Here is a 23,280-nt window from a genome sequence, read left to right as displayed (position 1 = left end):
TGCCTCAAAGTGTCCGGATGGCCGTGGAATCGGTGTCCGGATACTTGTGGAAAGAGTGTCCGGATCAGCGTGGAATCAGTGTCCGGATGTTGGTGGAATGGGTGTCCGAATGGTCATGGAATCCGCACTCCAGCATCGGATTTTCGGCCGAGATTGGTAGTTGTTCTGCACGTGCCTGGGACTTCCATGCAAAACCAATCAGCTCTTTGATGCGGTCTGTAAATGGCTTCGCACCCTTGCCCAGCTTATCGACGGCCACACCAAAATCACCCATTAGGGCGTAGAAGTGGCTCAGGTCGGAAACCTTTTTGTGTAATTCCTTCTGCAACTCTTCTAAGCGTTTCAAAAGGCGTCGTTTGTGCCCGTCATCTAACAATGTGTCTTTAGCCAGCAAATTTCGCAGCTCATTGATGATGTCTTGGATTCTGGTCAGGTCACCTTCCGTGAATTTCTTCTGTCCAGTCCGATGATGTCTGTGCCAAGTTTAGAGCGAAACGGCAGATAGCGATTGCCCCCTCAACTGGGTTGTCCCCCGACCGTCTTCAAAATGTCCTGTGGAATGCTCATAAATGCTCCTTGCTGATGTGGACGCTGTGATGATCATAGTTGATGTGCGTACGGTAAGTGCGATTTCGGCTATTCGATATAAAGCACATTGCCGTCACTCAACATACCTAGCTTGAGCGGGTATCCTCCGCACCTCGGCGAATGACACGGAACACAGGGAATTTTCAAGGCTTTTTGGATTTGTCCTACAGCCAGCACTTGAGCCTCCCGGTAGAGTCATTCTGCCCCAGCTACAGGCTGGAACTCCTCGTAACGACTCAAGGATGATTTATGATTTCCTCTGCACGACGGGGTGACAAGCATGTCTGCCCTATGCCCGGTCATGACGCCACTCCGATTGCCTCTGCCTCTGCCTCTGCTGATACAAACATCAACTTCATGGGCTCTGCCCGTGTGGGAGATACCTGTGGATGTGGCGCAGTCATCACTACGGGGTTTCCCTCGATTCTGGTAAATGGCCGTCCTATGGCCCATTTGGGAAGTCCTACGAGTCATGGTGGAACGATCATCACAGGGGCAGGCGATGTCGGTGGTGGCTTTGTCATGGGCGACGCTGGTGGTGCAACCGTAATCAACTTTATGGCGCTTGGAGCGATTCGCCCAAACGGCGCAATTGACGAAGAAAAGATGGTGACACTACTCGCCGATCCGAAACTCAAAGAGAAAGCAGTTGCCGCAAATGCGTTGGTAGACCCTAACGCTCCGCCCCCCAAACAGGATGCGGAGAAAGCGGAACCCGTTGTATGCAACCATCCTGACCAAATGCAGCCGCTGGCTAACTACATTGCTGGTGAGATGAACCGCAACATCCACGACCCGGCTGTGTTGGAGATGAGAAGGCTCATTGACTACGATCCCGACGTTGCGGCGAAACAGTTCTCGGAACTACCGTTGCTCGCTCGCATGGGGGGCGGCCAAATTTTGGCGATATCGCAAAAGCACAGAAGGTTGCAGCGGCGGCAATATGGACTAAAGAAGTGGGGCAGGATATGGAGTGGGATCACAAGCCGAAACTCCGCAAGCTCTTCCCCAGCGTGCGACACAAACAGGCAAAGTACGACTATTACTACGACATATGGTCAAACATCCATTACGGGTACGTCGGAATCATAGGCGGACTGTCAGAAAGCGTTCTTCTGGATGGTGCGGGAGCTGAGCAAATTGTCTCAGATACTATAAGGAAGGGCGATGAGGTGCTGACGAAGCCCAAAGCAGATTGGAAGCTCCCCGGCCCTCATCCTACAGCCAGTCCGTGGACTGATTTTCGATCATGGGATGATGTGGCCGATAGAGTCTCGATCAGTATCGGCGTGAAGCTCGCCAAACAACATCCCGATGGTGGGATAACGGCGAAGATGGTCATGGATGAAGTGCTTGCTGTTGCACCGAAAAATTGGGGGGAGGGTGTTAGTGTCCACGTCTGCAAGTAAAGCTCGAAGACGATACATTCGATGGTTTTGGATACCGTTGTTACCGCTGCTGGCGTTTGTCCTCTGGCGTAGTGCCTTGCCAACTGCGACTGTCCACTATTCCAAGGATGGTCGGGAAGAGTTGCGGTATGTCTGGAACGTCAAAGATCAGATATACAGGGGCCGGTTTTCTCCCGGTGGCAGCGTTAGCGACAAAGGGCTCGTCTCCCCGGATGATGAGTTCTTTATGGAGTTTTCGTGGCACAGCAAGGAAGGCCGCTGGCATTGCATCAGTATCAAACCGAAGTGGCCTAACACCAACATCTTCCTCGATGCAGATGGCAATATTGATATGCGGAAAGAGAGTGGCACTGATGTAGAGCAGTTGAAAGTTTGTCAGTGGGATTTGGCCAAACCCTAGAGGAGCATAAATGTCCATAACAAATCTACGTGTGATCGATTTCTGGGCAATTCCCAAGCGAGAGCCAAACAACGTGGTGCTGGTGATCACTGACCACCTTGAATGGGGTGGTAAAGCTGAACAAGGCGAACACCTGCTGTTGCTGCAAGAGAAAATCAACACGTACATCGCTTTCATCGAAAGCGGTGAGATTTACACCGAAATTCCCGGTGCACTTGGCAAACATCCCATCATTCGTGTTCTTGGTCTGTATGAGCTGCCAGAGCAAGCAGAGATCTTCATTGCGCGTGTTACAGAGACTCTAGAAGAAGTGGGCATCGGGTTTGAGTTCGAGCTTAAAGCGGACGAAGCAATACGTAATATGTGATCAACCAAATATCTCCGTCAGAGAGTTTTAGGCTTAGCAGAGATTCAAGGGACAGCAAACGAATTGGGAGATGAAATGGAGCTTCGTACCGAGTTAGTGCCGCCTGCACTGGATGAATCCATGGTTGCTCGACTAACGAAACTCGCGGAGGAGATTGATTGCGGACATCCCGAGCAGACGCTGAGTCAGTTGGCGGAATTCAATCGAGAGGCTATGACAGAACTTGAGTTCATCGACTTTCAGGGAGTTTATGGAGGCCAGGCTCACGATACATGGGTTCGCAAAGTCTTAGCCAAACCGTATGAGCTGCGCGTGGCAGACGTGACCAAGCAAGAGTTGGTAGAGTTGGCTCGAAGGGTCATGGAGGGTGATGGCGCCGACCATGAAGTCGAATTTTGGTTGAGCATGCTAGAAATCAATATTCCGAATGACCGGATATCAGATTTGATTTTCTGGCCAGACGAATACTTTGACGATGTGAATTATTCGCAGGAGCTATCCCCAGAACAAGTGGTAGAAATCGCTTTTAAGGACGGTGAAGCTGCTCAGTGAAAGGGCTCGCCCACACCAAAGGACTGTCATCCTGCACGGGGTAAACTGAGGGTGTGAGGGAGCGAAAGGATTCTACACTTCGCTCCAGTTATATTCCCCGGCTCTACTCCAAGAGACACGGTCTGGAAGGGCTCACCGAAAGGTGGGCCCTTTTTTGTTGTCTTTGCAAAACTTTTGCAAAGCCACCACTTTCCATTTTTTCAGTTGCGGCAAACTCGGTTTACCGCCGGCATACCGCAGTTTCTTGTATTCATCCGCCTCCATGAGGCGCTGCACCTTGACCATAATTTGGGCAAGTACTTTTGCCATGGGTTACGCTGAAAAACAGGCAGCGTGAGAATGCAAATGGTCTCTCATCAGGAATGGATCAAAATGAAACTGATTTTGGTTGTGCTTGTTGTTGGTCTGTTGGCTTGGAAGCTTTCCCCTGAATTACAGTCCTGGGCTGAGGTTCAGCCATCGAATCCTAAAGGAACCTCTACAGCCGCGACTGCGCAGAAGCCTGTTTCGGCTTCATTCAAATGTGATGGACGCAAATACTGTTCGCAGATGACCTCGTGTGCAGAGGCCAAAAGCTTTCTGCAAAATTGTCCAGGAATGGAAATGGATGGCGATGACGATGGAATTCCCTGTGAGGCTCAGTGGTGTCGGTGATAATTCGCCGTTGCAGGTAACAAAGTTGGATGGCGTCGTCTGGGCTGGAGTTGGGGCGAGTGGCAGCAGGGAGTGATACTCCTTTTGCCTGGAACTCCCATTTTGCTGTTTGCTTTCTTCGCCGGTCACGCCGGCTTCGACAAAACCATGCGTTTTATTAGCTGGTTTAACTGGTACACGTAGGTGAACCAGGCGAGGGCGATCATGTCAGGGCCTCGCATTGAGCGGGGCCTTTTCGTTTCAGTCATACCCACGGAGTCGAGCGAACTGTGAGCTCTGCCTGTACCTTGACATGCGCAAGGATCAGGCAGGGCGCAGGAAGTCTTAGGTTGCGATGTGTGTACGCCAGAATTCCTACCTCACCCTGTGCAGCTTGAAGCGCTCGCTCCTCGGTCAGCGGCATGAAAGTTGGCGGTGTATCGCTGGCATCTAGATAAAGAAAGGAGTGCCCGGAATCGTCTCGCGGGCAGCAGTTGTTGATGCATGCATTTCGCAGTTTTTGTTTTCTGGTTCGAGGCTTGGATTACCGAAGGATTGGACCGTGCGCTCGCAACGGAAAGCCGACCTGTTAGAGCGTCGGCGCTTGAGGCTCGAAAACGCTTTGTAGTTAAGCGTTATTTGTGACCATTGAAGAATTCAGTGATCGCCTTGACATCCGGTGCGACGCCGTTAGCTGCTGGATACGCTTTTGCGACTTCCAGTGCATAGGCCTGAGCGGCATTGATGGCTGGTGTGCCTTGCCCAACTTTTAATTGGCTGGTAAGCCCTGAAATTATGCAGTTCAGGGTGAGAAGCGACGATCCGGTGTGCTTCAGGGCACCTTGTACGTCATTGTTCATTTCACTCTCCTTGAGTTATCCGCGCCGAAACTGGCGCAATCCCAATCCTTGGGCTTGCAGGCAAAGGACTGGGAAATCCGTTGCATAGAGGCATAAGGCTACTATCGGGCGGGCGCGGGGCGTTACTGGGGATTCGTACAGGCAGGGGAGGCGCCGGTTGTTAGCGGCGGTTAACGGAACGTATGATCGGTGCGGGCACTCACTATTCTGGTGTCTGGATTCACACCCCGAGAAGGAAATGAGCATGGAAAAGCGCTTCGGTAATTCAGGGCTATTCAAGACTGCTTCGTATCACCGCAACGGATCGCCAGGCAGCGACATTGCTGGCTGGGAACTGAGAAATCTTGCTCTGAATACGAAGGAATTTTTGATATGTCCAAAGAACTACTCGGAGTTTCTGCTCTAGGGCTGATGGTGGTGGGTGAGTTTTGCGCGATCTACAGTGAGGTGGTAACCGCCAGGCTTGCCCAAACAGGTAGTAGTTCATGGGAGGCATTCATGCTTCCCGTCGTGCTGATGAGCTTTGCCGGTTTTTGCCTGCTGGGCGCATATTGGCTGGGCTATGTTGCTGTCGGTGATATCTGGATTGTTACGGTGATTTCAGTCACGTCGCTATTGCTCCTTGAGCCGATAGTGGTTTGGTACTTGTTTCATGAAGCACCAGGACGTGGCGCACTCATCGGGTTTTGCCTGGGGGCTTTAGGCATGCTCTCAACCGTAATGCTGTAGTTGCTTCGTCTGGCCCAGCCATCAACTAACTGGGCCAGCGCTGCTCTCCATTCGTTGTTCGATTTTCCATCTGGCCTGTCGCCCCCCCGTGAACACTGTTTCTGAACTAACACAGCCATAACCGTCTACATTGCAGGGGGCATCCTCTTTCTGAGAGAACGGATATGTTTAGATCTCGCTCGTTGATCGCCGCTATGACGTGTCTTGCCTTGGTGTCTGGTTCAGTGACGGCATTGGCCGACCCCGGAAACGGGAAGGGCCAGGGAAGCGGCAAGGGAAATCCACAATACAACCAGGACCATGGCAACTCCGGCCATGGCAACAAAGGGAAGGGTTCAGGGGGGGACGACTGGAGTCACGGCCCGAGCATCAACCACGGTAGTGTCCTTGGAATCGTGGGTGGTTATCGCGATTACTGGAGCCCCGGTCCCGCCTTGCCGCCCGGTATTCAAAAAAACCTCGCCCGCGGAAAACCTCTTCCGCCGGGGATCGCCAAAAAACTCGATGGCCGACTGCTCGGCAGGCTTCCCCACTACGATGGCTACGAGTGGCAACAGGCTGGCACTGACTTGATATTGGTGGCCATCGCCACCGGGATCATCTACGAGGTGCTCAATGGTGCGTTCGATTGATGTGAAAGCGATAAATTTCAATCGCGCTCTTGCAGCATAACGACCAGCAACATCGCGGTAAGCAGCGTGCAGGTTCGATAACTGCCCATTGCCTGCCCGCTGGTCGGCGGCCTTTGAACTGTGTGGGGCCGAAACAGTCAATTGTTCCGTGCAATATCTACCTCCACGGAACCCACCATGTTATTTAAAAACAAGAGTCTTGCTGCTGTCATGTCATGCGTGTTGATGCTTGCGGCCGCCCCGTTATTGCCCGCTGATCTGTCCATCATGAACTCCGCCTACGCGAAGGGTGGTGGCGGTGGTGGTAACGGTGGTGGCAATGGCGGCGGTAACGGCGGTGGCAATGGCGGTGGTAATGGTGGCAATAGCGGCCACGGTGATTCTGGCCATTCCGGCGGCGTCAGCAGCAATGGCCACGGCGCGGGCTTGAGCAGCGATCACGCCGGCAAAGCCGTTCGGGATCATGGCGTCAGTGGCAACCACTATGGTAGCGAACGTAACAGTGACCGTGGCCATGGGGCCGTCACTTCGGGCATTGCGCATTCCAGGGACACGCGAGGAGTGACGAAGGCCTCTGCCATTTCGGCTTCTACGCCTGGCGTTCACAACACGAAAGGGTTGAGCAACGCTCGCACTTCGATTTCCAAAAGAATAGATTAAGTCCAAGACTCTCAAAGCCGGGTATCCATCAGGAGCCCGGCTTTTTTGCGCCCGCTATTTGCCGATAGAGTCGGTCGCCCTGGCGGTGGCTATGTGCGGGTATTCAGCGGAGCCGCATGCGTAGGCAAATCCCACGCGATGGACTACTACTGTAGGGCTGATTCAACTTTGTCCTGATGGGAGTATGTCGATGCTGGCTCACTGGTTTCTGGCGGCAATTCACCTCTTGGCCTTTGCTCTGGGCTTTTGGGCGGTACTGACCCGCGGTACGGCTCTACATCGTCTGATTACCGGGGCGGGGGAAGCTCGCCGTGTTTTGATTGCAGATAATCTGTGGGGGATCTCTGCGGTCATTCTCCTGATCACGGGTGGGGTGCGAGCCTTTGGCGGGTACGAAAAAGGCACTGACTACTATCTTCACCAACCCCTGTTTCATCTCAAAATGACACTCTTCGTCCTTATCCTGTTGCTGGAAATTGCGCCTATGGTGGCGCTGATCAAATGGCGGGCGGCACTGGGGCGTGGCGCGGCTATCGATACCGGGCGTGCAGCGCTGTTTGCCCGTATCAGCCATATAGAAGCGCTGTTGCTGGTGTTGATGGTCGTGGCGGCCACGGGCATGGCGCGTGGTGTGACGTTTGGTTAGCCAGGACGTTCTTTCTCGCAGCAAATCCGAAACGTCTGACAGTCATGGCGTAAGGCGGGCGGTAGTATCTGCTTCACGTTGCAATTGCATCGCAAAGAGAGACTGGACAGAGAGCGATGCGGCGCTTGAATCTTTAGCCAGCCGTTATTCGAGGCTGAATGGGCTGGCTACTGACTGCAGCAGGATTCAGGGTGTTTGTGGCTTGTCTGGGGCGGTCAGGCCAGCCTGAATGCGTTGATAGATTTCTTCGCGATGCACCGCAACGTCTTTCGGGGCGTTGATGCCAATCCTGACTTGCTGGCCGCTAACGCCCAGAATGGTGATCGTAATGTCATCACCGATGTTTATGCTTTCACCGACTTTGCGGGTGAGTATCAGCATGGTTTTCTCCTTGATTGCTTTGTAGGGCACCTGATTTGGACAGTGCAGAGGTCGGTATTACGTATAGATTAGTGCGAAGTCTCACAGTTTGGGTGCCTCTTTCTGACGCGCAGATGCTGCATTAATTCCCAAGGTGTAACTATACAGAGGCCGCAACCATCAATCTCGTTGTTTTGAGCCCATTTTGCGGCACTCGAGAAGGATCCATGGATGTTAAAATCGCTGCTTTAAGCATTAAGAGGGAAGCGTTGTGCGCAAAATGGTCTTGGTAATCGCAGTACTGACGCTGGCCGGATGTGGTGAGGATAAGGGTGTTCACGCTCAAAAGCCGCAACCGGCAGTCGCTTCCGTCCCCGCGGCGGCAACGGGCCCGCAATGGGACGTCGAAGTGCGCGGCGAGACACCCCAGGCCGTCAGTGACCTCAGTGGCTGGTTGATTGAGCACAGCTTCGTTTCCAATGTCGTCAAGGAAAATGGAAAGGTTCGTATTCTGGTCGGACCGTTCAATTCGAAAGCCGAGGCAGAGGCCAAGCAAGCTGAAGTGACGGCGGCGCTCGTCCGGGCGAAAAAAAGGAACATCGAATCGCTGATCGTCGAACACCCGACGGCTCCGTAAAGTCCTTTTCACAGGGAAGGGGGGTGGCCTATGAAGGTCGCCCCCTCGTGATGGATCGTCAGTATCGTTACACCGAGGTATTTTGCGGTAACCCCAACAGACCGGTCAGCGTCTTGATAATCGCTTGTTGCCGGGCACGGTCTGTCTGGTGCACGGCTTCTGCGGCGGCGACATCGGCGTCACAGTGTGGGCACGTCACTTCGTGTGCATGGATGTACTGCAAGCAGCCACGACACAGCGCCAGTTGTGGTGGAATCCGTCCTTCGTCCGGCGATTTCTGGCCCTGGTTCGCCCAGGCCAGTTTGATCACCTGGCCGCTGTCGCTGACGCTGTTCACCTTCTCGCCGGTGTCGATGCGTTCGGTAATCAGGTCAAACCGTCCGACGGCGAAGGACGTCTTTGCCGCGTCCTCGAGTTTGACAATGCGCTCGCGCAGTCCCTGTTTTTGCAGGTCCAGCGCGCGGTAGTGGCAGTAGGGATTGTTGCCGGGTTTGCCGAGCAGGGAGTGCGACGTCCAGGTGCAGCCGCCACGGCAGACGTCGTTGTAGTAACAGCTTCGGCAGTAACCCCACAGGTCGTCGACACCACGCAGGCGGCCAAAGTGCATGCCTTCGCTGTAATGCCAGATATCGTGCAGGCTCATGGTGCGTACGTTGCCGCCCGAAAACCCCACTGTTGCCAATGACGGGCAACCCTTTACCGTGCCGTCGGCTTCCAGCGCCAGCACGGTCTGGCCGGCGGCACAGCCGCTCCAGTGCACGCGCTCGTCGCCGAAACCACGCCACATGTGCTCGTAAGGGCCGTAGTAACCAATATTGTTGCCTACGTTCATCAGCAGGCCGCGATCGACCCCCTCGCGGTAGAGCCGCGCCAGCAACGGCATCACCTCCAGCAATTGGTAGGGCTGCAACAACAGCTCCGGGTGATCGACGGCGTTGCCCATGGCGACCGTCAACTGGATCTGCCAGTGAGTGGCGCCGAGGTTGATGATCAGGTCCATCAGCTCGGGCAGATCGGGTAACGTGGCCGCACCGATTTGTGTGTTGACGCTCACCGCAAGCCCGGACTGTTTGGCGCGTCGCAGGGTATCCACCGCCTTGTCGAACGAGCCCGGAACATTGCGCACCGCGTCATGCAGCGGGGCCAGTCCATCCAGTGAAACACCGACGCCATTGAGCCCGGCTTCCACTGCTGCCTGCATTTTCGCGGGCGTCAGGTTGCGTCCACCGGTTTGTATGGCGCAATACATGCCGTGATCGTGGATAGCCTGGATCAGTTGAGTCCAATCCTTGCGTAAATAGGCTTCACCACCGATCAAGGTGATCTCGCGGGTGCCGAGTGCCGCCAGGGCGTCGATGACGTCCAGGCATTCCCGGGTGTTCAGTTCATCGGGGCGTCGATGGCCGGCGCGCGAGCCGCAATGCAGGCATTTGAGATCGCAGGCCAGGGTGATTTCCCAGACCACATGCACCGGCACGTAGCGTTTGAGGTCGGTTTCACTGAGGTAGCGGGCAGGGCGACTGTCTGACATGGAAAATCCTTGCGCACAAACGCGTGCGCGGCACGAATCCATCGAAGTGTTCGCGCCTTCCTTGGGTCAATGGCGCGACCGGATTTACCTTTTGTTATTGAACCCGAGCAATCAAGGCACGGAACCTGTGGGAGCGGGCTTGCTCGCGACAGCGGTGTGTCAGGCGACGTCAATGTTGACTGTGTCGCCGCCTTCGCGAGCAAGCCCGCTCCCACATGGATTGCGCTGACTGACCGGTTAGCGGGCCTCCAGGCGGGCGATTTCAGCGGTCAACTGATCCAGTGCGTTGCGCAGGGCGCCGCTGTGGGCCAGTTGCTGTTCACCCTGGCTCACCACGGCCTTCAGTTGCGCCAGATCACCGCTGGCTTGCGCTTGCTGTACCGCGACGGCATAGAGCGGCACCGCATGATGCGGATGCTCTGGGCGCACAATAACGGGTGCCTGGCTGACGGCGGCGTGTTTCACGTAGTGCCAGATGCCCTGTTCCTGGTACTTGTAGTCGACATAACCGCTCGCCCAATCGGCGCCTAAAATGCCTTTCAAGCCGAAAGTCTGGGCGATCTGGCTGAGAGGGCCGCTCGGGCTGCCCGCCAGGGTGAGGATGATGTGGTTCTCGGCCGTCGGCACCAGTTTGGCCTCGGAGTACTCACCCCATACACGGGCACGGAAGTTGAGAGGCGGATAGGTGCTTTGGAAAATGCTGGCAACCCCACTGACTTTTTTCTTTACGGTATCGACCAGCAGATCCAGGGTTAAAACCGGTGCGCCCAGTAGATGACTACTGACGTTGAGGCGGGTATGAAAAAGTCCGATTGACATGGTGTTACTCCCTTATTTGTATTCAAGACAAGTCGGGCATGTTTCGTGGTCGGATCAGCGGCGTTCCTGCCTGCTGATTTCACCCTTGGCCACCTCAAGCGCACTGGTCAGTTGGGGTTGCTGATCCAGTTGTTGTTGGGCCAGGCGCGCCAGGTTTTTCATCTGGGCCAGGTCACCGCTGGCCATTGCACTTTGAATCGGTGCGGCGTACAGCGGCATGATTGGCGGATAAGATGACTGCGGCGGAATGACCGGACCGGGCTCCAGCGGCGGCAGTGCAGAGACGTTAGACGGCACCGAATCAACGAGATGGGCGGGAGCATTGTTGACCTCGACCCACTGCTGACCATTCAAGTACGAGTAGTTGGCGACGCCTTCTTTCCAGTCAGTGCCCACCACCAGTTGCAACTTGAAATTCACGATGGAATTCGAGCCCGGCCCGCCTTGATTGCCTTGAGCGGTGATCAGGATTTTGCTGACACCCGGTGACATGACGGTCAGGTAGGTATATTCACCCCAGACATCGGAGTGCACATCCAGCGGCGGGTTGGTCGCCTGAGTGATTGCAGCCGTGCCGTTTACAGTCTCATCAGGGGTAAAGACCAGTATATTGAGTGCCAGACTTTGTGCACCCGGTGCCGAAGTACCAATTCGGTAGCTGAGGGGGAATAAGCCGACAAGTTGCTGAGTAGAACCAGACATAATTATTGCCTCCATTGCAATAAGGGGAGCGGAAATAGCGACTAATGCTTTTCCAGGCGTGCGACTTCCTTGGCCAACTGCTCGTAAGCGGCATTTAGCTCTTTATTTTCTGGTGTGGATGCATCGCGTTGTTTCAATAGCGTCTTCATTTGCGGCAGGTCGCCTGCCTTGATTGCGCCTTGGATGGCCACCCCATAGGGGGGCATGCTATGGCGAGTTGAACTGCTCATAACGATTCCTTCCGTGGTGTTTTGCGGGCACTGCTTCGATCAGCAGTTTTTGCAGTTAAGCAGGCGCGGATAATTATGCAATGGGCAAAGAATGAGGAATGTTTAATATAATTTTATTAATAGCGAAGCGTTAGGATGTGGGCGGTTCAATATTAAGATTGGCGATGAATAAAGATGTTTTCTCATAAGGAAGAAGTATCTTTATCGCCATTAATAATGATGGGTTCTCGCCCAAACCGCTCCCGATACACCGAAGGCGGCACCCCAATCACACTGCGAAACGCCACCCGAAAACTCTCCACCGAACGATAACCACAGTGCCGGGCAATCTGATCCGTGTTCTGACGGGTGCTCTCCAGCAGCTCGCGGGCCCGGGCCAGGCGCTCATGCTGCAACCACGCTTTGGGTGGCATGCCGCTGGCATCGGTGAATCGCCGCAGGAATGTCCGCTCACTCATGGCCGCTTCGCTGGCAAGGTCGCGAACTTCCAGCGGTTCGTGCAGGCGTTCCCGCGCCCATTGCATGACCCGCGACAGATCGCTGCGTGGCGTCGGGCTGACCGGTGACGGAATGAACTGCGCCTGACCGCCGGTGCGTTGCGGCGACATCACCAACCGCCGCGCCACCGAGTTGGCCACCTGAGTGCCGAAATCCCGCGCGACCAGGTGCAGGCAGGCATCGATGCCGGCGGCGCTGCCGGCGGAGGTCATCAACTGACCCGAATCGACATAGAGCACGTCCGGGTCCACCTGAATGTCCGGAAAGCGTTCGGCCAGTTCAGCGGTGTAGCGCCAATGCGTCGTGGCGCCGTGACCGTCCAGCAAACCGGTGGCCGCCAGTACAAATACCCCGGAACAGATCGACAGCAATCGCGCGCCCCGGGCATGGGCCTGGCGCAGGGCTGCGAGCAAAGGTTCAGGCACCGCCGCGCTGCGGTCGCGCCAGCCGGGGATGACGATGGTCCGGGCCTCTTCAAGCAGTTCCATCCCACCGTCGGCCAGCACCTGAATACCGCCCATGGCGCGCATCGGCCCTGGGTCGACAGCGACGATGCGGTGCTCATACCAAGGGAAATCGAACTCCGGTCGCGCCAGACCGAAGATCTCCACGGCGATGCCGAACTCGAAGGTGCAGAGGCCGTCGTAGGCCAGAATCGCGACCAAGCCTGGGGTGGGCTGCATTTGGCGGAAAGTTCCCGGTGAGTGTCTTGTGCGCCACTGTAGCGGCAAGCCCGGAGCAGATAAAGTCTTCTCACACCCACCGAGACTTTGGAGTACAGCCCATGCCCAGCCTGGTTCGCGAGATTCCCGCAGCCCCATCCGCCATCGCCCTGATGCATTTCAGCAACCGTCTGACCTTCGAGACCGATTGTTCCGACGTATACGGCAGCCAACAGGCCGGCGATGTGGATTTTGTCCTGGTGGACGTGCGTGGACCGTTGGCGTTCGAACGCGGACATGTGCCGGGCGCGATCAACATTGCGGGGCGACTGATCACGGTCGATGGCCTGGCGGCTTATCCGAAATCCACGCTGTTCGTGGTTTATTGCGCAGGGCCCCATTGCAACGGCGCCAACAAGGCAGCGGTGAAACTGGCGGCGCTGGGTTACCCGGTCAAGGAGATGATCGGCGGGGTGACCGGGTGGCTGGATGAAGGGTTTGAGTTGAGTGTTGTGGTGCAACCCGCCATTGCGATGCCCATCAGTTGTGAATGCTGACCCAGTGTGGCGACAGTGTGGCGAGGGAGCTTGCTCCCGTTGGGGCGCGAAGCGGCCCTGAAAACAGCCACTCACGATTTCCTGGATAGATCGCATCTTCAGTATTTACGACTGCTTCGCAGCCGAGCGGGAGCAAGCTCCTTCGCCACCGATTCGGCATTCCACTCCGGGTGGAACTGCAACCCCATCCGTGTCGGGCCAACGCGATACATCTGCTGCTCACAAACGTCACTGCTGGCCAGCAACTGCGCACATGGCGGTAGATCGATCGCATCTTCGTGCCATTCCAATACCTTAAGCGTCTGGCCATCGGCAAAAAGCCGGTTATCCGCCATTTTCGATGAAAACCCCGGACGGCAAACTCACCGGTTTCGACGTGGATATCGGTGATGCGCTGTGCGAGCAGATGAAGGTGAAGTGCACCTGGGCCGAGCAAGAGTTCGACGGCCTGATCCCGGCCCTGAGGGTCAAGAAAATCGACGCGATCCTGTCGTCCATGACCATCACCGACGACCGCAAGAAGAACGTCGATTTCACCGTCAAGCACTACCACACCCCGGCACGCTTTGTGATGAAGGAGGGTCGCGACATCAAGGACCCGCTGACCGAACTCAAGGGCAAGAAAGTCGGTGTGCTGCGCGCCAGTACCCACTCACCGCTCTCACCCTCAGTCTAATTCCTGCGCAAGACACAAGCGGGCTCGCTCGCGAAGACGGCCTCAGAAACGGCGAAGATACCTGGGCCATCATCGACATCTCGCCTCACAGTGTTAGGCTCTGCCCCGAATCCTGCGCGCCGTGAAGGAAGGTTAATGTTGAAGTTGCTCGCTCTGCTCACGCTCCTGGCGTCCACCGCCGTTCATGCTCAAACCCCACTGCACACCGATCTGCCGCTCAAATACCTGGAGCAGGCCAACGCTGAATCCCGTCACCAGCCTCTGGTGATTTTCCTGCATGGTTACGGCAGCAACGAGCAGGACCTGTTCGGCATCAAGGATGAATTGCCGCCGCAGTACAACTATCTGTCGGTGCGGGCGCCAATGACGATGGAGGAGGGCAGTTACCAGTGGTTTCGCAAAAAGGGCGACGGCGCCTATAACGGCGAGACGGACGACCTGAAGGCCAGCGGCCAGGTGCTACTGGATTTCGTCGCCCAAGCGGCGAAGAAATATCACACCGAAACGGACAAGGTATTCCTGGTGGGTTTCAGCCAGGGCGCGATCATGTCCTACGAAGTGGCGTTGCGTCATCCCGAGGCAGTAGGTGGCATTGCGGCGTTGAGCGGGCGAATCCTGCCGGTGCTCAAGTCCGAACTCGAACCGGTTGAAAAACGCCAGTCGCTGGCGATTTTCATCGGTCATGGCACCGCCGACAAACGCTTGCCCTACAACGATGGCACCGAGGCCGACAGCCTGTTGCAGCGCCTGTCACTCAAGCCTGAGTTTCATGCCTACGAAGGTGTCGGCCACAGCATCAGTGCCACCGAGATGCAGGATCTGAATGCCTGGTTGCAGCGCCTCAATCCCTGAGTCGATCGGGTCTATTTGCCGGTGACGATCTGTTTGACCAGCGTTTCGTGGCCGGTTTTGTCGTTGGGGCGGGAGATGATCTGAACGATGGCCATGCGCGTGCCGGAAGCGGCCATCAACGTGCTGTCGAGGGTCATGCCACCGCCTTGGGTGGCGGTGCTGTCGATCTGCCGAAGGCCCAGGCCCGTGCCTTTCTGGGTCAGGCTTTTTTCGCTCAGTTTGTTGAAGTCCGGCAGTGCCTTGCGTTGCTCGGTGGCGAAGGCGGACACGGTGGCGTCGAGGAACTCACCGTCGTTGTCCTTGACGTTGACGCCGCCGGGAATGGTGTTTTCAGCGGCGATCACCACGGTTTTGGTGGTCTGGTTGGTGTACATCGTGCCTGTTGCCCCGGCGGTGCCGGTGGCCGCGTCGCCGGCTGGCAGCGGGTTGGCGATGAAACCCTTGGGCAGGGTGAAGGTGAACTTGCCGCCGAGCATCGAAACCTTTTGGGTCGGTGCCGTATCCTTGGCAGTGGCCTTGGCCGCCTGCGCATTCAAGGCTCCGAGGCTGGCGGCCGCCATCAGCAGCAGAACAACGGCTTTTTTACTCAACAATGACATTCAAACTCTCCATGGGATGATCGCGCTTTGACGGCGATCATCCCATGGATCGCGATCTGTAGCAGCTGCCGTGGTAGCGCTAAGTTCTCGAACGCAATGCCAGCCGTTTAGTGATCAATAGCATCCCCAACGACACGCCTACCCCTAAGACAAAACCCAGCCATCCCAACCTTGGCAACGCCAACGCCAGCACCAGACAAAACGCCGCAAACGAATACATCCCGGTCGCTGTCGCCCTGAGCAACGCCGCAGCAAAAGCCGGCCCGCGAGTCTGCTGGGAAAACACCGCCATCACACTGCCCAGCACCGGGAATACCGCGAGCAGACCGCTCCAGCGTTCACCCACGGTGCTGGCCAGCAATGTGACGGCCAATGTGAGCAGGGCGCCGGCCAGCATGCGCAGCAGCAGTTTGTCGGACTTCGGCGCCGGGCCTGAAACGATGGGCTGCACCGAGGGAAACAGGTGCGGCGCGGCCAACAATGCGGTGGCGGCCGCGATCACCGAGAACACCAGCGACGGCGGGATCAGCGACAACACGTTGGCAGCCAGAGCCCAGACCAGCAGCGAAATCGTCAGCGCCCACGGCCAGCTCAAGCGTTGTGCAACCTGGGCATAGGTCACGCAGAAGGCAATCATTGCGAACATTGCCGATAACGCTGCCGTCGCCGCCTGAGCGGCGAACACCAGGCCTTGCTCGATGGCGAGGAAGAACAGAATCGGCCCGACCACCACCGGCAACCCCGACAGCCAACCGGCGACGCTTGGGCCCCAGCGTTTTCCGGCCAGGGAAATCAGCAACAGAAATCCCGGAATCACCAACAGTTTGAGCATCAGCACGCACGCGTCTCCGATCGGTGTGAGCCGGCCACGTTAGCATTGCGGGCGAGGAAATGCTCAGGGCGCTCTCTGCACAAGCGCTGAGCGCCTACACCGGAGTGCGCGAAACGTCTAAGCTGCGCGCTCCCAACTGTTGACGGATGCTTGTGTGAAATTCAGTTTGCCCAAAGTCGGTACTGCGCCGTTTTGCCCACCGGAAGTGGCCGGCACGGTTGCCGTTGACCCTCGTGCAGCCTTCTTCAAGCGCGTCCTGCGCTTTGCCGGCCCCGGTTTGCTGGTGTCCATCGGCTACATGGACCCGGGCAACTGGGCTACCGCCATCGAGGCCGGTTCGCGGTTTGGCTACAGCCTGTTGTTCGTGGTGTTGCTGGCGAGTCTGGCGGGGATGGTGGTGCAGTGTTTGTGCTCGCGTCTGGGCATCGCCACCGGGCGTGATCTGGCGCAGTTGTGCCGGGATCGCTACAGCACGCGGACCGCACGGACCCAGTGGCTGCTGGCGGAAATTTCGATCATCGCCACCGACCTCGCCGAAGTGCTCGGCTGTGCGCTGGCGTTCCACCTGCTGCTGGGTTGTTCGCTGACCTTCGGCATCGCGCTCACCGCGTTCGACACGCTGCTGGTATTGGCGCTGCAAAACCGGGGCTTTCGCCGACTGGAGGCGATCATGCTGGTGCTGGTGGGCACTATTGGCGCGTGTTTCTTCGTCGAGCTGTTGCTGATCAAACCCTACTGGCCGGACGTCGCCCGGGGCTTTACGCCGTCACTTTCAGCCCTCGGCGATGCAGCGCCGCTGTACCTGGCCATCGGTATTCTCGGGGCCACGGTGATGCCGCATAACCTCTATCTGCACACCTCGATCGTGCAGACCCGAATGATCGGCAAGGACCTGGCCAGCAAGCAGGACGCGGTCAAACTGGCGCGCATCGACACCATCGGTTCTCTGGCACTGGCGCTGCTGGTCAACGCCGCGATCCTGATTCTGGCCGCCGCGGCGTTTCACAAGACCGGGCATACCGACGTGGTGGACATCCAGGATGCCTATCATCTGCTTGATCCATTGGTGGGCGGTGCGTTGGCCAGCGTGCTGTTTGGCGTGGCGTTGCTGGCATCGGGGCAGAGCTCGACCTTCACCGGCACCATCGCCGGCCAGGTGATCATGGAGGGCTACCTGAACCTGCGGCTGCCCTGCTGGCAACGGCGGTTGATCACTCGCGGGCTGGCGCTGATCCCGGCGTTTATCGGCGTGTGGCTGATGGGCGATGGGGCAATCGGCAAGCTGCTGGTGTTGAGTCAGGTGGTGTTGAGTCTGCAATTGCCGTTCGCGTTGTATCCGTTGATTCGCATGACCAACGATCAGCAGCTCATGGGGCCGTTTGTGAATCGACTGCCAACGCGGGTGTTGGCGTGGGGATTGTTTACGGTGATCAGCGGGGCGAATAGCTGGTTGATTTTGCAGTTTGTGGGCTGAGTCGGGAGGTGTATTGCCTGATCGGGCCTTTTCGCGAGCAAGGCCGCTCCCACAGTTGATCTTCAGTGAACACAAAAACTGTGCCTCACCTAAATCCCCTGTGGGAGCGGGCTTGCTCGCGAAGCTTTTAAGCTCTTTCGATGGCCAGTGCCACGCCTTGGCCTCCGCCGATGCATAACGTCGCCAGACCTTTCCTGGCGTCCTGCTTGATCATTTCATGCAGCAACGTCACCAGCACCCGGCAACCCGAAGCACCGATCGGGTGGCCCAGGGCAATGGCGCCACCGTTGACGTTGACTTTGTTCAGGTCCCATTCCAGATCCTTGGCCACCGCCAAAGATTGCGCGGCGAAGGCTTCGTTGGCTTCGATCAGGTCCAGTTGATCGATGGACCAGCCGGCCTTGTCCAGGCAACGACGGGTGGCGCTGACCGGGCCGATGCCCATGATCGCCGGGTCGACGCCCGCGTTGGCGTAAGCGGCGATTTTTGCCAGCGCCGGCAGGCCGAGGGCCTTGGCTTTTTCGGCGCTCATCAGCAGCACGGCGGCGGCACCGTCGTTCAGCGAAGACGCGTTGCCGGCAGTCACCGAACCGTCCTTCTTGAAGGCCGCTTTCAGTTTGCCCAGGGATTCGGCGGTGGTGCCGGCCCGAGGCTGTTCATCGGTGGCGAAGGCAACCGGATCGCCCTTGCGCTGCGGGATCAGGATCGGGGTGATTTCGTCGGCAAACCGCCCGGCCTCGATGGCGGCCACGGCTTTTTGCTGAGAAGCGGCCGCGAACGCATCCTGCTGCTCACGAGTGAGGTTGTACTTCTCGGCCAGATTCTCGGCGGTGATGCCCATGTGGTAATCGTTGAACGCATCCCACAAGCCGTCGCTGATCATGGTGTCGACGATCTGTGCGTGACCCATGCGCAACCCCGTGCGGGCACCGGGCATGACGTAATTGGCCAGGCTCATGTTTTCCTGGCCGCCGGCGATGATCACCTCGGCGTCGCCGCAGCGAATCGCCTGCGCCGCCAGATGCAGCGCTTTGAGGCCCGAACCACAGACCTTGTTCAGGGTCATGGCCGGCACGGCGAAGGGCAGGCCAGCCTTGATCGCGGCCTGGCGCGCGGGGTTCTGCCCGGCACCGGCGGTCAGCACCTGGCCCATGATCACTTCATCGACGTGCGCCGGGTCCAGCCCGGTCTGCGCCAGCAGTTGACGGATCACCGCAGCACCGAGGTCAACCGCGGATACATTCGCCAGCGCCCCCTGGAAGCTGCCGATGGCAGTGCGAGTGGCGGCAACAATCACGACTTCTTGCATGGAAGGATTCCTCACTGGGCAGCGAACTGCATTTGCGGGACGTGGTCAGGCACGATCAGTTTACCCGCGGTCTTGGCGACGATTTCCTCGACGCTCACGCCTGGCGCGCGTTCCTTGAGAATGAACGCGCCGTTGTGGATTTCCAGGTAGGCCAGGTCGGTCAGCACGCGTTTGATGCAACCGGCACCGGTCAGCGGCAGGCTGCAACGGGGCAGCAGTTTCGACTCGCCGTCCTTGGAGGCGTGGGTCATGGTGACGATGATATTGTCCGCACCGGCCACCAGGTCCATCGCGCCGCCCATGCCCTTGACCAGTTTGCCAGGGATCATCCAGGAGGCGATATTGCCTTCGACGTCCACTTCAAACGCGCCCAGCACGGTCAGGTCGATGTGGCCGCCGCGAATCATCGCGAACGATTCGGCGGACGAGAAAATCGAGGCGCCAATTCGCGCGGTCACTGTTTGCTTGCCGGCGTTGATCATGTCGGCGTCGACTTCGGCATCGGTCGGAAAGGCGCCCATGCCGAGCAGGCCGTTTTCCGATTGCAGCATGACTTCCATGCCTTCGGGGATGTAGTTGGCGACCAGGGTCGGAATGCCGATGCCGAGGTTCACGTAGTAGCCGTCCTGCATTTCGCGGGCGACGCGCTGAGCCATTTGTTCGCGGGAAAGTGCCATTGTTGTTATTCCTTCATTCGGTCCGGGGGCAGGGGATCACTTACGCACGGTGCGCTGTTCGATGCGCTTCTCGAACGTGCCGCAAATGACCCGGTCGACGTAGATGCCAGGGGTGTGGATCTGCGACGGGTCCAGCTCGCCGGGTTCGACGATTTCTTCGACTTCGACCACGGTGATCTTGCCGGCGGTGGCGGCCAGCGGGTTGAAGTTTTGGGCGGTGTGGCGATAGACCACGTTACCGAAATGGTCGGCTTTCCAGCCTTTGACGATGGCGAAGTCACCGGTGATGGATTCTTCCATCAGGTACTTGCGACCCTTGAATTCCCGCACTTCCTTGCCTTCGGCCACCGGAGTGCCGACGCCGGTGGCGGTGAAGAACGCCGGGATGCCGGCACCGCCTGCGCGCATTTTTTCGGCGAGGGTGCCTTGGGGGGTCAGGACGACTTCGATTTCGCCGCTCAGCAGCTGCTTTTCGAACAGTGCGTTTTCGCCGACGTAGGAGGCCACCACTTTGCGGATCTGCCGGTCTACCAGCAGCACACCGAGGCCGAAACCGTCGACGCCGCAGTTGTTGGACACTACGGTGAGGTCGCGCGTGCCTCGGTGCTTGATCTCGGCGATGAGGTTTTCCGGAATCCCGCACAGGCCGAAGCCGCCGGAGATCACGGTCATGCCGTCTTCAAGACCGGCCATCGCTTCCTCATAGGAATACACGCGCTTGTCGAACCCTGCCATATGCACCTCTTTTATTCTTTGTGGGCGGCTGGCTAGCCGGATGGGGAGGGAGTGTCGCGCTGGAGGATTTATTTGTTAAGTTGATTTTTAAGGTTGATTGATAGATAAAACTCACTAGTTGTAGGAACTGCCGCAGGCTGCGATCTTTTGATTTTGATCTTTTGCGATCTGGCGTTCGTCGAGAATCAAGATCAAAAGATCGCAGCCTTCGGCAGCTCCTGCATTGAGTGCGTATGACGTTGGAGGCAGTGGCCATGACCGTTAAACAGATCCGTGCGTTTCTGGCCGTGGCCCAGAGTTTGAGTTTTGCCGTGGCTTGCGAGCGGCTGCACCTGTCCCAGTCGGCGTTGAGCCTGACCATCAAGGCGCTGGAGGAGGGCCTGGGCGGGCGCCTGTTCACGCGCAATACCCGCAACGTCGCACTGACCGCGGAAGGCGAATCGCTGCTGCCATTGGCTCGCCGGTTGATCGCGGATTGGGACAACGCCGAGGATGAACTCCGGCAACGCTTCACCCTCCAGCGTGGCCGCGTGACCCTGGCGGCGATGCCGTCGTTTGCCGGCAACCTGCTGCCGCCGATCCTCAAGACCTTTCGCGCGCGTTATCCCAAGGTCAACGTCACGGTGAACGACGTGATCAACGAGCAGGTGCTGGAAATGGTTCGCGACCGCCAGGTGGAATTGGGCGTGGCGTTTGAACCGACCCAGAGTTCGTCGCTGGTGTTCACGCCGTTGTACATCGACCGGTTTGTGGCGGTGGTGCCACTTGATTCACCGCTGGCGGACCTGGGCGATATCGATTGGCAGACCTTGCTCAAGGAACCGTTCATTACCTTGCAGCGACCGTCCACGGTGCGGGTGATGCTCGAAGAGCACTTGCAGTCGCGGGGCATGAAATTGCCGGTGGAGTTTGAAAGTCATCAGTTGGCGACGGTCGGGCGGATGGTGGCCAGCGGATTGGGCGTGAGCGCGGTGCCAGCGTTGTGCGCCGGGCAGATGCGCGAGCTGGGCGCGCGTTGCATTACCCTGCGCGATCCGGTGGTGGAGCGGGCGATCGGAGTGCTGACGACGGGGCATGAACTGTCGGCGGCGGCGCAGGCGCTGTTCGATATTCTCAAGGCCGAAAACCTCGGCGAGCGCCTCTCCGCGCGATGACAACATTCCCCTGTGGGAGCGAGCCTGCTCGCGAAGGGGGCGGCACATTCAACATAGATACTGCCTGACACACCGCCATCGCGAGCAGGCTCGCTCCCACAGGAATTGGGTTTCGCCAGTTGCTGGCGGATCACCCGGGCAGATGGCCTGCCTCTATTTCCGCGCCTCCAGTATCAGGTTGAACGGCGTTTCCGTGGCCCGCCGGAACTGGGTGAACCCCGCCTCGGTGAAGACCTTGCGCAACCGTGCTTCGCCCGCCTGGGCACCGAGCCCGAGGCCGACTTCCTGGGACAGCGAGTTAGGCGTACAGATAAAGGTCGAGGCGGCGTAGAACAGCCGTCCCACCGGGGTGGTGTTTTCGTCGAGGGTGTCGTTGGCGAAAGGCTCCACCAGCAGCACCGTGCCGTCGGGTTTGAGCGATTCATAGGCATGCCGCGCGGCGCCGACCGGGTCACCCATGTCGTGCAGGCAGTCGAAGTAGCAGATCAGGTCATAGTCGTCGCCCGGATAGCTCTTGGCGGTGCCCTGGAAGAACCTCGCCCGGCCGGCCACCCCACCTTCTTCGGCGCGCTGGGTGGCGACAGTGACGGAGGGTGCGTGGTAGTCGAAACCGACGAACCGCGAATCCGGGAATGCCTGGGCCATGATCACGGTCGAGGCGCCGTGGCCGCAGCCGATGTCTGCCACCTTCGCGCCGGCCTCCAGTTTGGCGACCACCCCATCGAGGGCCGGCAGCCATTCACTGACCAGATGCGCCTTGTACCCTGGGCGGAAGAAGCGTTCCGTGCCGCTGAACATGCACGGATGGTGATCGCCCCAGGGCAGGGCACCGTTGCCGCGCATGGCGTTGACCAGTTTGTCCTTGTCATGGAAAAACGACGCAACCACGCCGATACCGCCGGCCACATAGACCGGTGAATCTTCGATCGCCAGCGCCAGGGCTTGCTCTTCGGGCAGGCGGAACTGGCCGTTGTGGTGTTCCATGTAACCGGAGGCGGCGTGGGCGCTGAGCCATTCACGCAGCAGGCGGGTGTTGCAGCCGGTCTTCGCGGCGAGTGCTTCGGGGGTGACTGGCTGACTGTCGGCCATGGCCCGGTACAGGCCGAGCTCTTCGCCGAGGATGACGTTGGCGAGCATCGCCGCGCCGCCCATGTCGTTTACCAGTTTGCCCATGAAATCATTGAGTCTGGCCTCGTCCATCATGTGTGCTCCTTCAGCAGGATCACGGTCCGCAGGCATTGTTTGTCGAGGCATGCCCCTCTGGGCGGTGATCGTGGGAATGAACAGGACGATACCCGCGTCCTGGCTCCCCCTTCGGGGGTAATCAACAAGTCTAGTTCGTGTATCCCACTGTATCTGGCTGCCTGTCCGATACAGTTCTCTGAAAAATGGCCGTTTGCGCACACAGCCCCGACACACCGCGTCGCTTAACTGGGCCTGCCGGCCGGCACTGAGTGTTCAGGCGCTGGAGACCGGACCAGACCGGATGAGATCGACACC

General features: G+C 58.0%; 28 protein-coding genes and 3 pseudogenes. 15 read left to right on the top strand and 16 right to left on the bottom strand.

What is annotated here, in order from left to right; all coding sequences use genetic code 11:
• Window positions 1-64: 64 nt before the first annotated feature.
• On the bottom strand, window positions 65-394 hold the full coding sequence (locus tag AACY49_RS22745) for a hypothetical protein (protein ID WP_339526588.1): 330 nt from the start codon (window positions 392-394) through the stop codon (window positions 65-67).
• A 443-nt stretch (window positions 395-837) separates the two neighbouring features.
• Between AACY49_RS22745 and AACY49_RS22740 the strand changes: the two are divergent.
• From AACY49_RS22740 to AACY49_RS22725, 4 genes and pseudogenes are all read left to right on the top strand, one after another.
• A pseudogene (locus tag AACY49_RS22740) lies at window positions 838-1,997 on the top strand (polymorphic toxin type 44 domain-containing protein).
• Window positions 1,978-2,397 carry a hypothetical protein gene (locus AACY49_RS22735; protein ID WP_320391041.1) on the top strand — a complete coding sequence of 140 codons (420 nt, stop codon included), beginning with the start codon at window positions 1,978-1,980 and terminating at the stop codon, window positions 2,395-2,397. The pseudogene AACY49_RS22740 and the gene AACY49_RS22735 overlap by 20 nt, the downstream one beginning before the upstream one ends.
• 10 nt (window positions 2,398-2,407) lie before the next feature.
• Window positions 2,408-2,764, top strand: a complete 357-nt coding sequence (locus tag AACY49_RS22730; RefSeq protein WP_320391040.1) for a DUF6572 domain-containing protein — start codon at window positions 2,408-2,410, stop codon at window positions 2,762-2,764.
• 75 nt (window positions 2,765-2,839) lie between these two features.
• On the top strand, window positions 2,840-3,316 hold the full coding sequence (locus AACY49_RS22725) for a hypothetical protein (RefSeq protein WP_258696364.1): 477 nt from the start codon (window positions 2,840-2,842) through the stop codon (window positions 3,314-3,316).
• A 132-nt stretch (window positions 3,317-3,448) separates the two neighbouring features.
• On the opposite strand, the gene AACY49_RS22720 is transcribed toward AACY49_RS22725, so the two are convergent.
• A complete protein-coding gene (locus tag AACY49_RS22720; protein WP_258696363.1) occupies window positions 3,449-3,625 on the bottom strand; it encodes a hypothetical protein in 177 nt (58 codons plus the stop codon).
• A gap of 63 nt (window positions 3,626-3,688) precedes the next feature.
• On the opposite strand from AACY49_RS22720, the gene AACY49_RS22715 reads away from it, so the two are divergent.
• Window positions 3,689-3,970: an excalibur calcium-binding domain-containing protein gene (locus AACY49_RS22715; RefSeq protein ID WP_258696362.1), complete on the top strand. Its 282-nt coding sequence runs from the start codon at window positions 3,689-3,691 to the stop codon at window positions 3,968-3,970.
• A 614-nt stretch (window positions 3,971-4,584) separates the two neighbouring features.
• Here AACY49_RS22715 and AACY49_RS22710 read toward each other — a convergent pair.
• Window positions 4,585-4,809, bottom strand: a complete 225-nt coding sequence (locus AACY49_RS22710; RefSeq protein WP_258696361.1) for a hypothetical protein — start codon at window positions 4,807-4,809, stop codon at window positions 4,585-4,587.
• Window positions 4,810-5,220: 411 nt separating this feature from the next.
• On the opposite strand from AACY49_RS22710, the gene AACY49_RS22705 reads away from it, so the two are divergent.
• The 4 genes from AACY49_RS22705 to AACY49_RS22690 all read left to right on the top strand — a co-directional run bounded on the left by AACY49_RS22705 (window position 5,221) and on the right by AACY49_RS22690 (window position 7,476).
• The gene (locus AACY49_RS22705; protein ID WP_258700746.1) at window positions 5,221-5,538 is read left to right on the top strand and encodes a hypothetical protein; all 318 of its coding nucleotides are present in this window, start codon (window positions 5,221-5,223) and stop codon (window positions 5,536-5,538) included.
• Between the two features lie 164 nt (window positions 5,539-5,702).
• Window positions 5,703-6,170 carry an anti-virulence regulator CigR family protein gene (locus AACY49_RS22700; protein ID WP_339526584.1) on the top strand — a complete coding sequence of 156 codons (468 nt, stop codon included), beginning with the start codon at window positions 5,703-5,705 and terminating at the stop codon, window positions 6,168-6,170.
• A gap of 177 nt (window positions 6,171-6,347) precedes the next feature.
• Window positions 6,348-6,830, top strand: coding sequence for a hypothetical protein (locus AACY49_RS22695; RefSeq protein ID WP_339526582.1), 483 nt, complete (start codon window positions 6,348-6,350; stop codon window positions 6,828-6,830).
• Between the two features lie 190 nt (window positions 6,831-7,020).
• A complete protein-coding gene (locus AACY49_RS22690) occupies window positions 7,021-7,476 on the top strand; it encodes a DUF2214 family protein (RefSeq protein ID WP_339526580.1) in 456 nt (151 codons plus the stop codon).
• A gap of 186 nt (window positions 7,477-7,662) precedes the next feature.
• Here AACY49_RS22690 and csrA read toward each other — a convergent pair whose 3' ends face one another.
• Window positions 7,663-7,857, bottom strand: a complete 195-nt coding sequence (gene csrA / locus AACY49_RS22685; protein WP_007938114.1) for a carbon storage regulator CsrA — start codon at window positions 7,855-7,857, stop codon at window positions 7,663-7,665.
• A 250-nt stretch (window positions 7,858-8,107) separates the two neighbouring features.
• Between csrA and AACY49_RS22680 the strand changes: the two genes are divergently transcribed.
• Window positions 8,108-8,473, top strand: coding sequence for an SPOR domain-containing protein (locus tag AACY49_RS22680; RefSeq protein ID WP_258696357.1), 366 nt, complete (start codon window positions 8,108-8,110; stop codon window positions 8,471-8,473).
• Between the two features lie 67 nt (window positions 8,474-8,540).
• On the opposite strand, the gene AACY49_RS22675 is transcribed toward AACY49_RS22680, so the two are convergent.
• From AACY49_RS22675 to ftrA, 5 genes are all read right to left on the bottom strand, one after another.
• Window positions 8,541-10,004, bottom strand: a complete 1,464-nt coding sequence (locus tag AACY49_RS22675) for a GDL motif peptide-associated radical SAM/SPASM maturase (protein ID WP_258696356.1) — start codon at window positions 10,002-10,004, stop codon at window positions 8,541-8,543.
• Window positions 10,005-10,241: 237 nt separating this feature from the next.
• Window positions 10,242-10,823 carry a DUF1842 domain-containing protein gene (locus AACY49_RS22670; RefSeq protein ID WP_258696355.1) on the bottom strand — a complete coding sequence of 194 codons (582 nt, stop codon included), beginning with the start codon at window positions 10,821-10,823 and terminating at the stop codon, window positions 10,242-10,244.
• A gap of 54 nt (window positions 10,824-10,877) precedes the next feature.
• Window positions 10,878-11,525, bottom strand: coding sequence for a DUF1842 domain-containing protein (locus AACY49_RS22665; RefSeq protein WP_258696354.1), 648 nt, complete (start codon window positions 11,523-11,525; stop codon window positions 10,878-10,880).
• A gap of 41 nt (window positions 11,526-11,566) precedes the next feature.
• Window positions 11,567-11,755 (bottom strand): DUF1843 domain-containing protein, encoded by a 189-nt coding sequence (locus tag AACY49_RS22660; protein WP_258696353.1) that lies wholly within the window; start codon window positions 11,753-11,755, stop codon window positions 11,567-11,569.
• A gap of 182 nt (window positions 11,756-11,937) precedes the next feature.
• A complete protein-coding gene (gene ftrA, locus AACY49_RS22655; protein WP_339526577.1) occupies window positions 11,938-12,936 on the bottom strand; it encodes a transcriptional regulator FtrA in 999 nt (332 codons plus the stop codon).
• Window positions 12,937-13,037: 101 nt separating this feature from the next.
• On the opposite strand from ftrA, the gene AACY49_RS22650 reads away from it, so the two are divergent.
• The gene (locus AACY49_RS22650) at window positions 13,038-13,472 is read left to right on the top strand and encodes a rhodanese-like domain-containing protein (protein ID WP_320391032.1); all 435 of its coding nucleotides are present in this window, start codon (window positions 13,038-13,040) and stop codon (window positions 13,470-13,472) included.
• Window positions 13,473-13,615: 143 nt separating this feature from the next.
• On the opposite strand, the pseudogene AACY49_RS22645 reads toward AACY49_RS22650, so the two are convergent.
• Window positions 13,616-13,789 (bottom strand): annotated as a pseudogene (locus AACY49_RS22645) (GMP synthase); the annotation flags it as partial.
• On the opposite strand from AACY49_RS22645, the pseudogene AACY49_RS22640 reads away from it, so the two are divergent.
• A pseudogene (locus tag AACY49_RS22640) lies at window positions 13,789-14,121 on the top strand (transporter substrate-binding domain-containing protein); the annotation flags it as partial. The pseudogenes AACY49_RS22645 and AACY49_RS22640 overlap by 1 nt on opposite strands.
• A gap of 162 nt (window positions 14,122-14,283) precedes the next feature.
• Window positions 14,284-15,000 (top strand): alpha/beta hydrolase, encoded by a 717-nt coding sequence (locus tag AACY49_RS22635; RefSeq protein WP_339526574.1) that lies wholly within the window; start codon window positions 14,284-14,286, stop codon window positions 14,998-15,000.
• An 11-nt stretch (window positions 15,001-15,011) separates the two neighbouring features.
• Here AACY49_RS22635 and AACY49_RS22630 read toward each other — a convergent pair whose 3' ends face one another.
• Both AACY49_RS22630 and AACY49_RS22625 read right to left on the bottom strand, forming a co-directional pair.
• Complete coding sequence (locus AACY49_RS22630; RefSeq protein WP_258696349.1) at window positions 15,012-15,599, bottom strand: hypothetical protein; 588 nt, start codon at window positions 15,597-15,599, stop codon at window positions 15,012-15,014.
• A 79-nt stretch (window positions 15,600-15,678) separates the two neighbouring features.
• Window positions 15,679-16,437, bottom strand: a complete 759-nt coding sequence (locus AACY49_RS22625) for a hypothetical protein (protein WP_339526572.1) — start codon at window positions 16,435-16,437, stop codon at window positions 15,679-15,681.
• Between the two features lie 148 nt (window positions 16,438-16,585).
• Here AACY49_RS22625 and AACY49_RS22620 point away from each other — a divergent pair, with 148 nt between their 5' ends.
• Window positions 16,586-17,905, top strand: a complete 1,320-nt coding sequence (locus tag AACY49_RS22620; protein ID WP_339526570.1) for an Nramp family divalent metal transporter — start codon at window positions 16,586-16,588, stop codon at window positions 17,903-17,905.
• A gap of 127 nt (window positions 17,906-18,032) precedes the next feature.
• On the opposite strand, the gene AACY49_RS22615 is transcribed toward AACY49_RS22620, so the two are convergent.
• From AACY49_RS22615 to AACY49_RS22605, 3 genes are read right to left on the bottom strand one after another with little or no spacing between them, the layout of a single operon-like run.
• On the bottom strand, window positions 18,033-19,214 hold the full coding sequence (locus tag AACY49_RS22615; protein WP_339526568.1) for an acetyl-CoA C-acetyltransferase: 1,182 nt from the start codon (window positions 19,212-19,214) through the stop codon (window positions 18,033-18,035).
• Between the two features lie 11 nt (window positions 19,215-19,225).
• Window positions 19,226-19,891: a CoA transferase subunit B gene (locus AACY49_RS22610; protein ID WP_258696345.1), complete on the bottom strand. Its 666-nt coding sequence runs from the start codon at window positions 19,889-19,891 to the stop codon at window positions 19,226-19,228.
• Window positions 19,892-19,927: 36 nt separating this feature from the next.
• Entirely contained in the window at window positions 19,928-20,626 is a 699-nt protein-coding gene (locus tag AACY49_RS22605; protein WP_258696344.1) for a CoA transferase subunit A, read from the bottom strand.
• Between the two features lie 254 nt (window positions 20,627-20,880).
• Between AACY49_RS22605 and AACY49_RS22600 the strand changes: the two genes are divergently transcribed.
• Window positions 20,881-21,780 carry a LysR family transcriptional regulator gene (locus tag AACY49_RS22600; protein ID WP_339526565.1) on the top strand — a complete coding sequence of 300 codons (900 nt, stop codon included), beginning with the start codon at window positions 20,881-20,883 and terminating at the stop codon, window positions 21,778-21,780.
• Window positions 21,781-21,933: 153 nt separating this feature from the next.
• Here the strand turns inward: AACY49_RS22600 and AACY49_RS22595 are convergent, their stop codons facing one another.
• Window positions 21,934-22,980: a class I SAM-dependent methyltransferase gene (locus tag AACY49_RS22595; RefSeq protein WP_339526593.1), complete on the bottom strand. Its 1,047-nt coding sequence runs from the start codon at window positions 22,978-22,980 to the stop codon at window positions 21,934-21,936.
• Window positions 22,981-23,280: the final 300 nt, after the last annotated feature.

Origin of the sequence: Pseudomonas sp. EL_65y_Pfl2_R96 (assembly GCF_963970905.1) — a bacterium.
GTDB lineage: Bacteria > Pseudomonadota > Gammaproteobacteria > Pseudomonadales > Pseudomonadaceae > Aquipseudomonas.
Note: the sequence above shows the minus strand (reverse complement) of the source record. Positions and strands in the feature narration are given on the sequence as shown.

Coding starts and splice junctions, on each gene's coding strand:
- AACY49_RS22730 (WP_320391040.1), top strand. CDS start 2,408: ATGTCCATAACAAATCTACGTGTGATCGATTTCTGGGCAATTCCCAAG.
- AACY49_RS22725 (WP_258696364.1), top strand. CDS start 2,840: ATGGAGCTTCGTACCGAGTTAGTGCCGCCTGCACTGGATGAATCCATG.
- AACY49_RS22720 (WP_258696363.1), bottom strand. CDS start 3,625: ATGGCAAAAGTACTTGCCCAAATTATGGTCAAGGTGCAGCGCCTCATG.
- AACY49_RS22715 (WP_258696362.1), top strand. CDS start 3,689: ATGAAACTGATTTTGGTTGTGCTTGTTGTTGGTCTGTTGGCTTGGAAG.
- AACY49_RS22710 (WP_258696361.1), bottom strand. CDS start 4,809: ATGAACAATGACGTACAAGGTGCCCTGAAGCACACCGGATCGTCGCTT.
- AACY49_RS22705 (WP_258700746.1), top strand. CDS start 5,221: ATGGTGGTGGGTGAGTTTTGCGCGATCTACAGTGAGGTGGTAACCGCC.
- AACY49_RS22700 (WP_339526584.1), top strand. CDS start 5,703: ATGTTTAGATCTCGCTCGTTGATCGCCGCTATGACGTGTCTTGCCTTG.
- AACY49_RS22695 (WP_339526582.1), top strand. CDS start 6,348: ATGTTATTTAAAAACAAGAGTCTTGCTGCTGTCATGTCATGCGTGTTG.
- AACY49_RS22690 (WP_339526580.1), top strand. CDS start 7,021: ATGCTGGCTCACTGGTTTCTGGCGGCAATTCACCTCTTGGCCTTTGCT.
- csrA (WP_007938114.1), bottom strand. CDS start 7,857: ATGCTGATACTCACCCGCAAAGTCGGTGAAAGCATAAACATCGGTGAT.
- AACY49_RS22675 (WP_258696356.1), bottom strand. CDS start 10,004: ATGTCAGACAGTCGCCCTGCCCGCTACCTCAGTGAAACCGACCTCAAA.
- AACY49_RS22670 (WP_258696355.1), bottom strand. CDS start 10,823: ATGTCAATCGGACTTTTTCATACCCGCCTCAACGTCAGTAGTCATCTA.
- AACY49_RS22665 (WP_258696354.1), bottom strand. CDS start 11,525: ATGTCTGGTTCTACTCAGCAACTTGTCGGCTTATTCCCCCTCAGCTAC.
- AACY49_RS22660 (WP_258696353.1), bottom strand. CDS start 11,755: ATGAGCAGTTCAACTCGCCATAGCATGCCCCCCTATGGGGTGGCCATC.
- ftrA (WP_339526577.1), bottom strand. CDS start 12,936: ATGCAGCCCACCCCAGGCTTGGTCGCGATTCTGGCCTACGACGGCCTC.
- AACY49_RS22650 (WP_320391032.1), top strand. CDS start 13,038: ATGCCCAGCCTGGTTCGCGAGATTCCCGCAGCCCCATCCGCCATCGCC.
- AACY49_RS22635 (WP_339526574.1), top strand. CDS start 14,284: ATGTTGAAGTTGCTCGCTCTGCTCACGCTCCTGGCGTCCACCGCCGTT.
- AACY49_RS22630 (WP_258696349.1), bottom strand. CDS start 15,599: ATGTCATTGTTGAGTAAAAAAGCCGTTGTTCTGCTGCTGATGGCGGCC.
- AACY49_RS22615 (WP_339526568.1), bottom strand. CDS start 19,214: ATGCAAGAAGTCGTGATTGTTGCCGCCACTCGCACTGCCATCGGCAGC.
- AACY49_RS22610 (WP_258696345.1), bottom strand. CDS start 19,891: ATGGCACTTTCCCGCGAACAAATGGCTCAGCGCGTCGCCCGCGAAATG.
- AACY49_RS22605 (WP_258696344.1), bottom strand. CDS start 20,626: ATGGCAGGGTTCGACAAGCGCGTGTATTCCTATGAGGAAGCGATGGCC.
- AACY49_RS22600 (WP_339526565.1), top strand. CDS start 20,881: ATGACCGTTAAACAGATCCGTGCGTTTCTGGCCGTGGCCCAGAGTTTG.
- AACY49_RS22595 (WP_339526593.1), bottom strand. CDS start 22,980: ATGGACGAGGCCAGACTCAATGATTTCATGGGCAAACTGGTAAACGAC.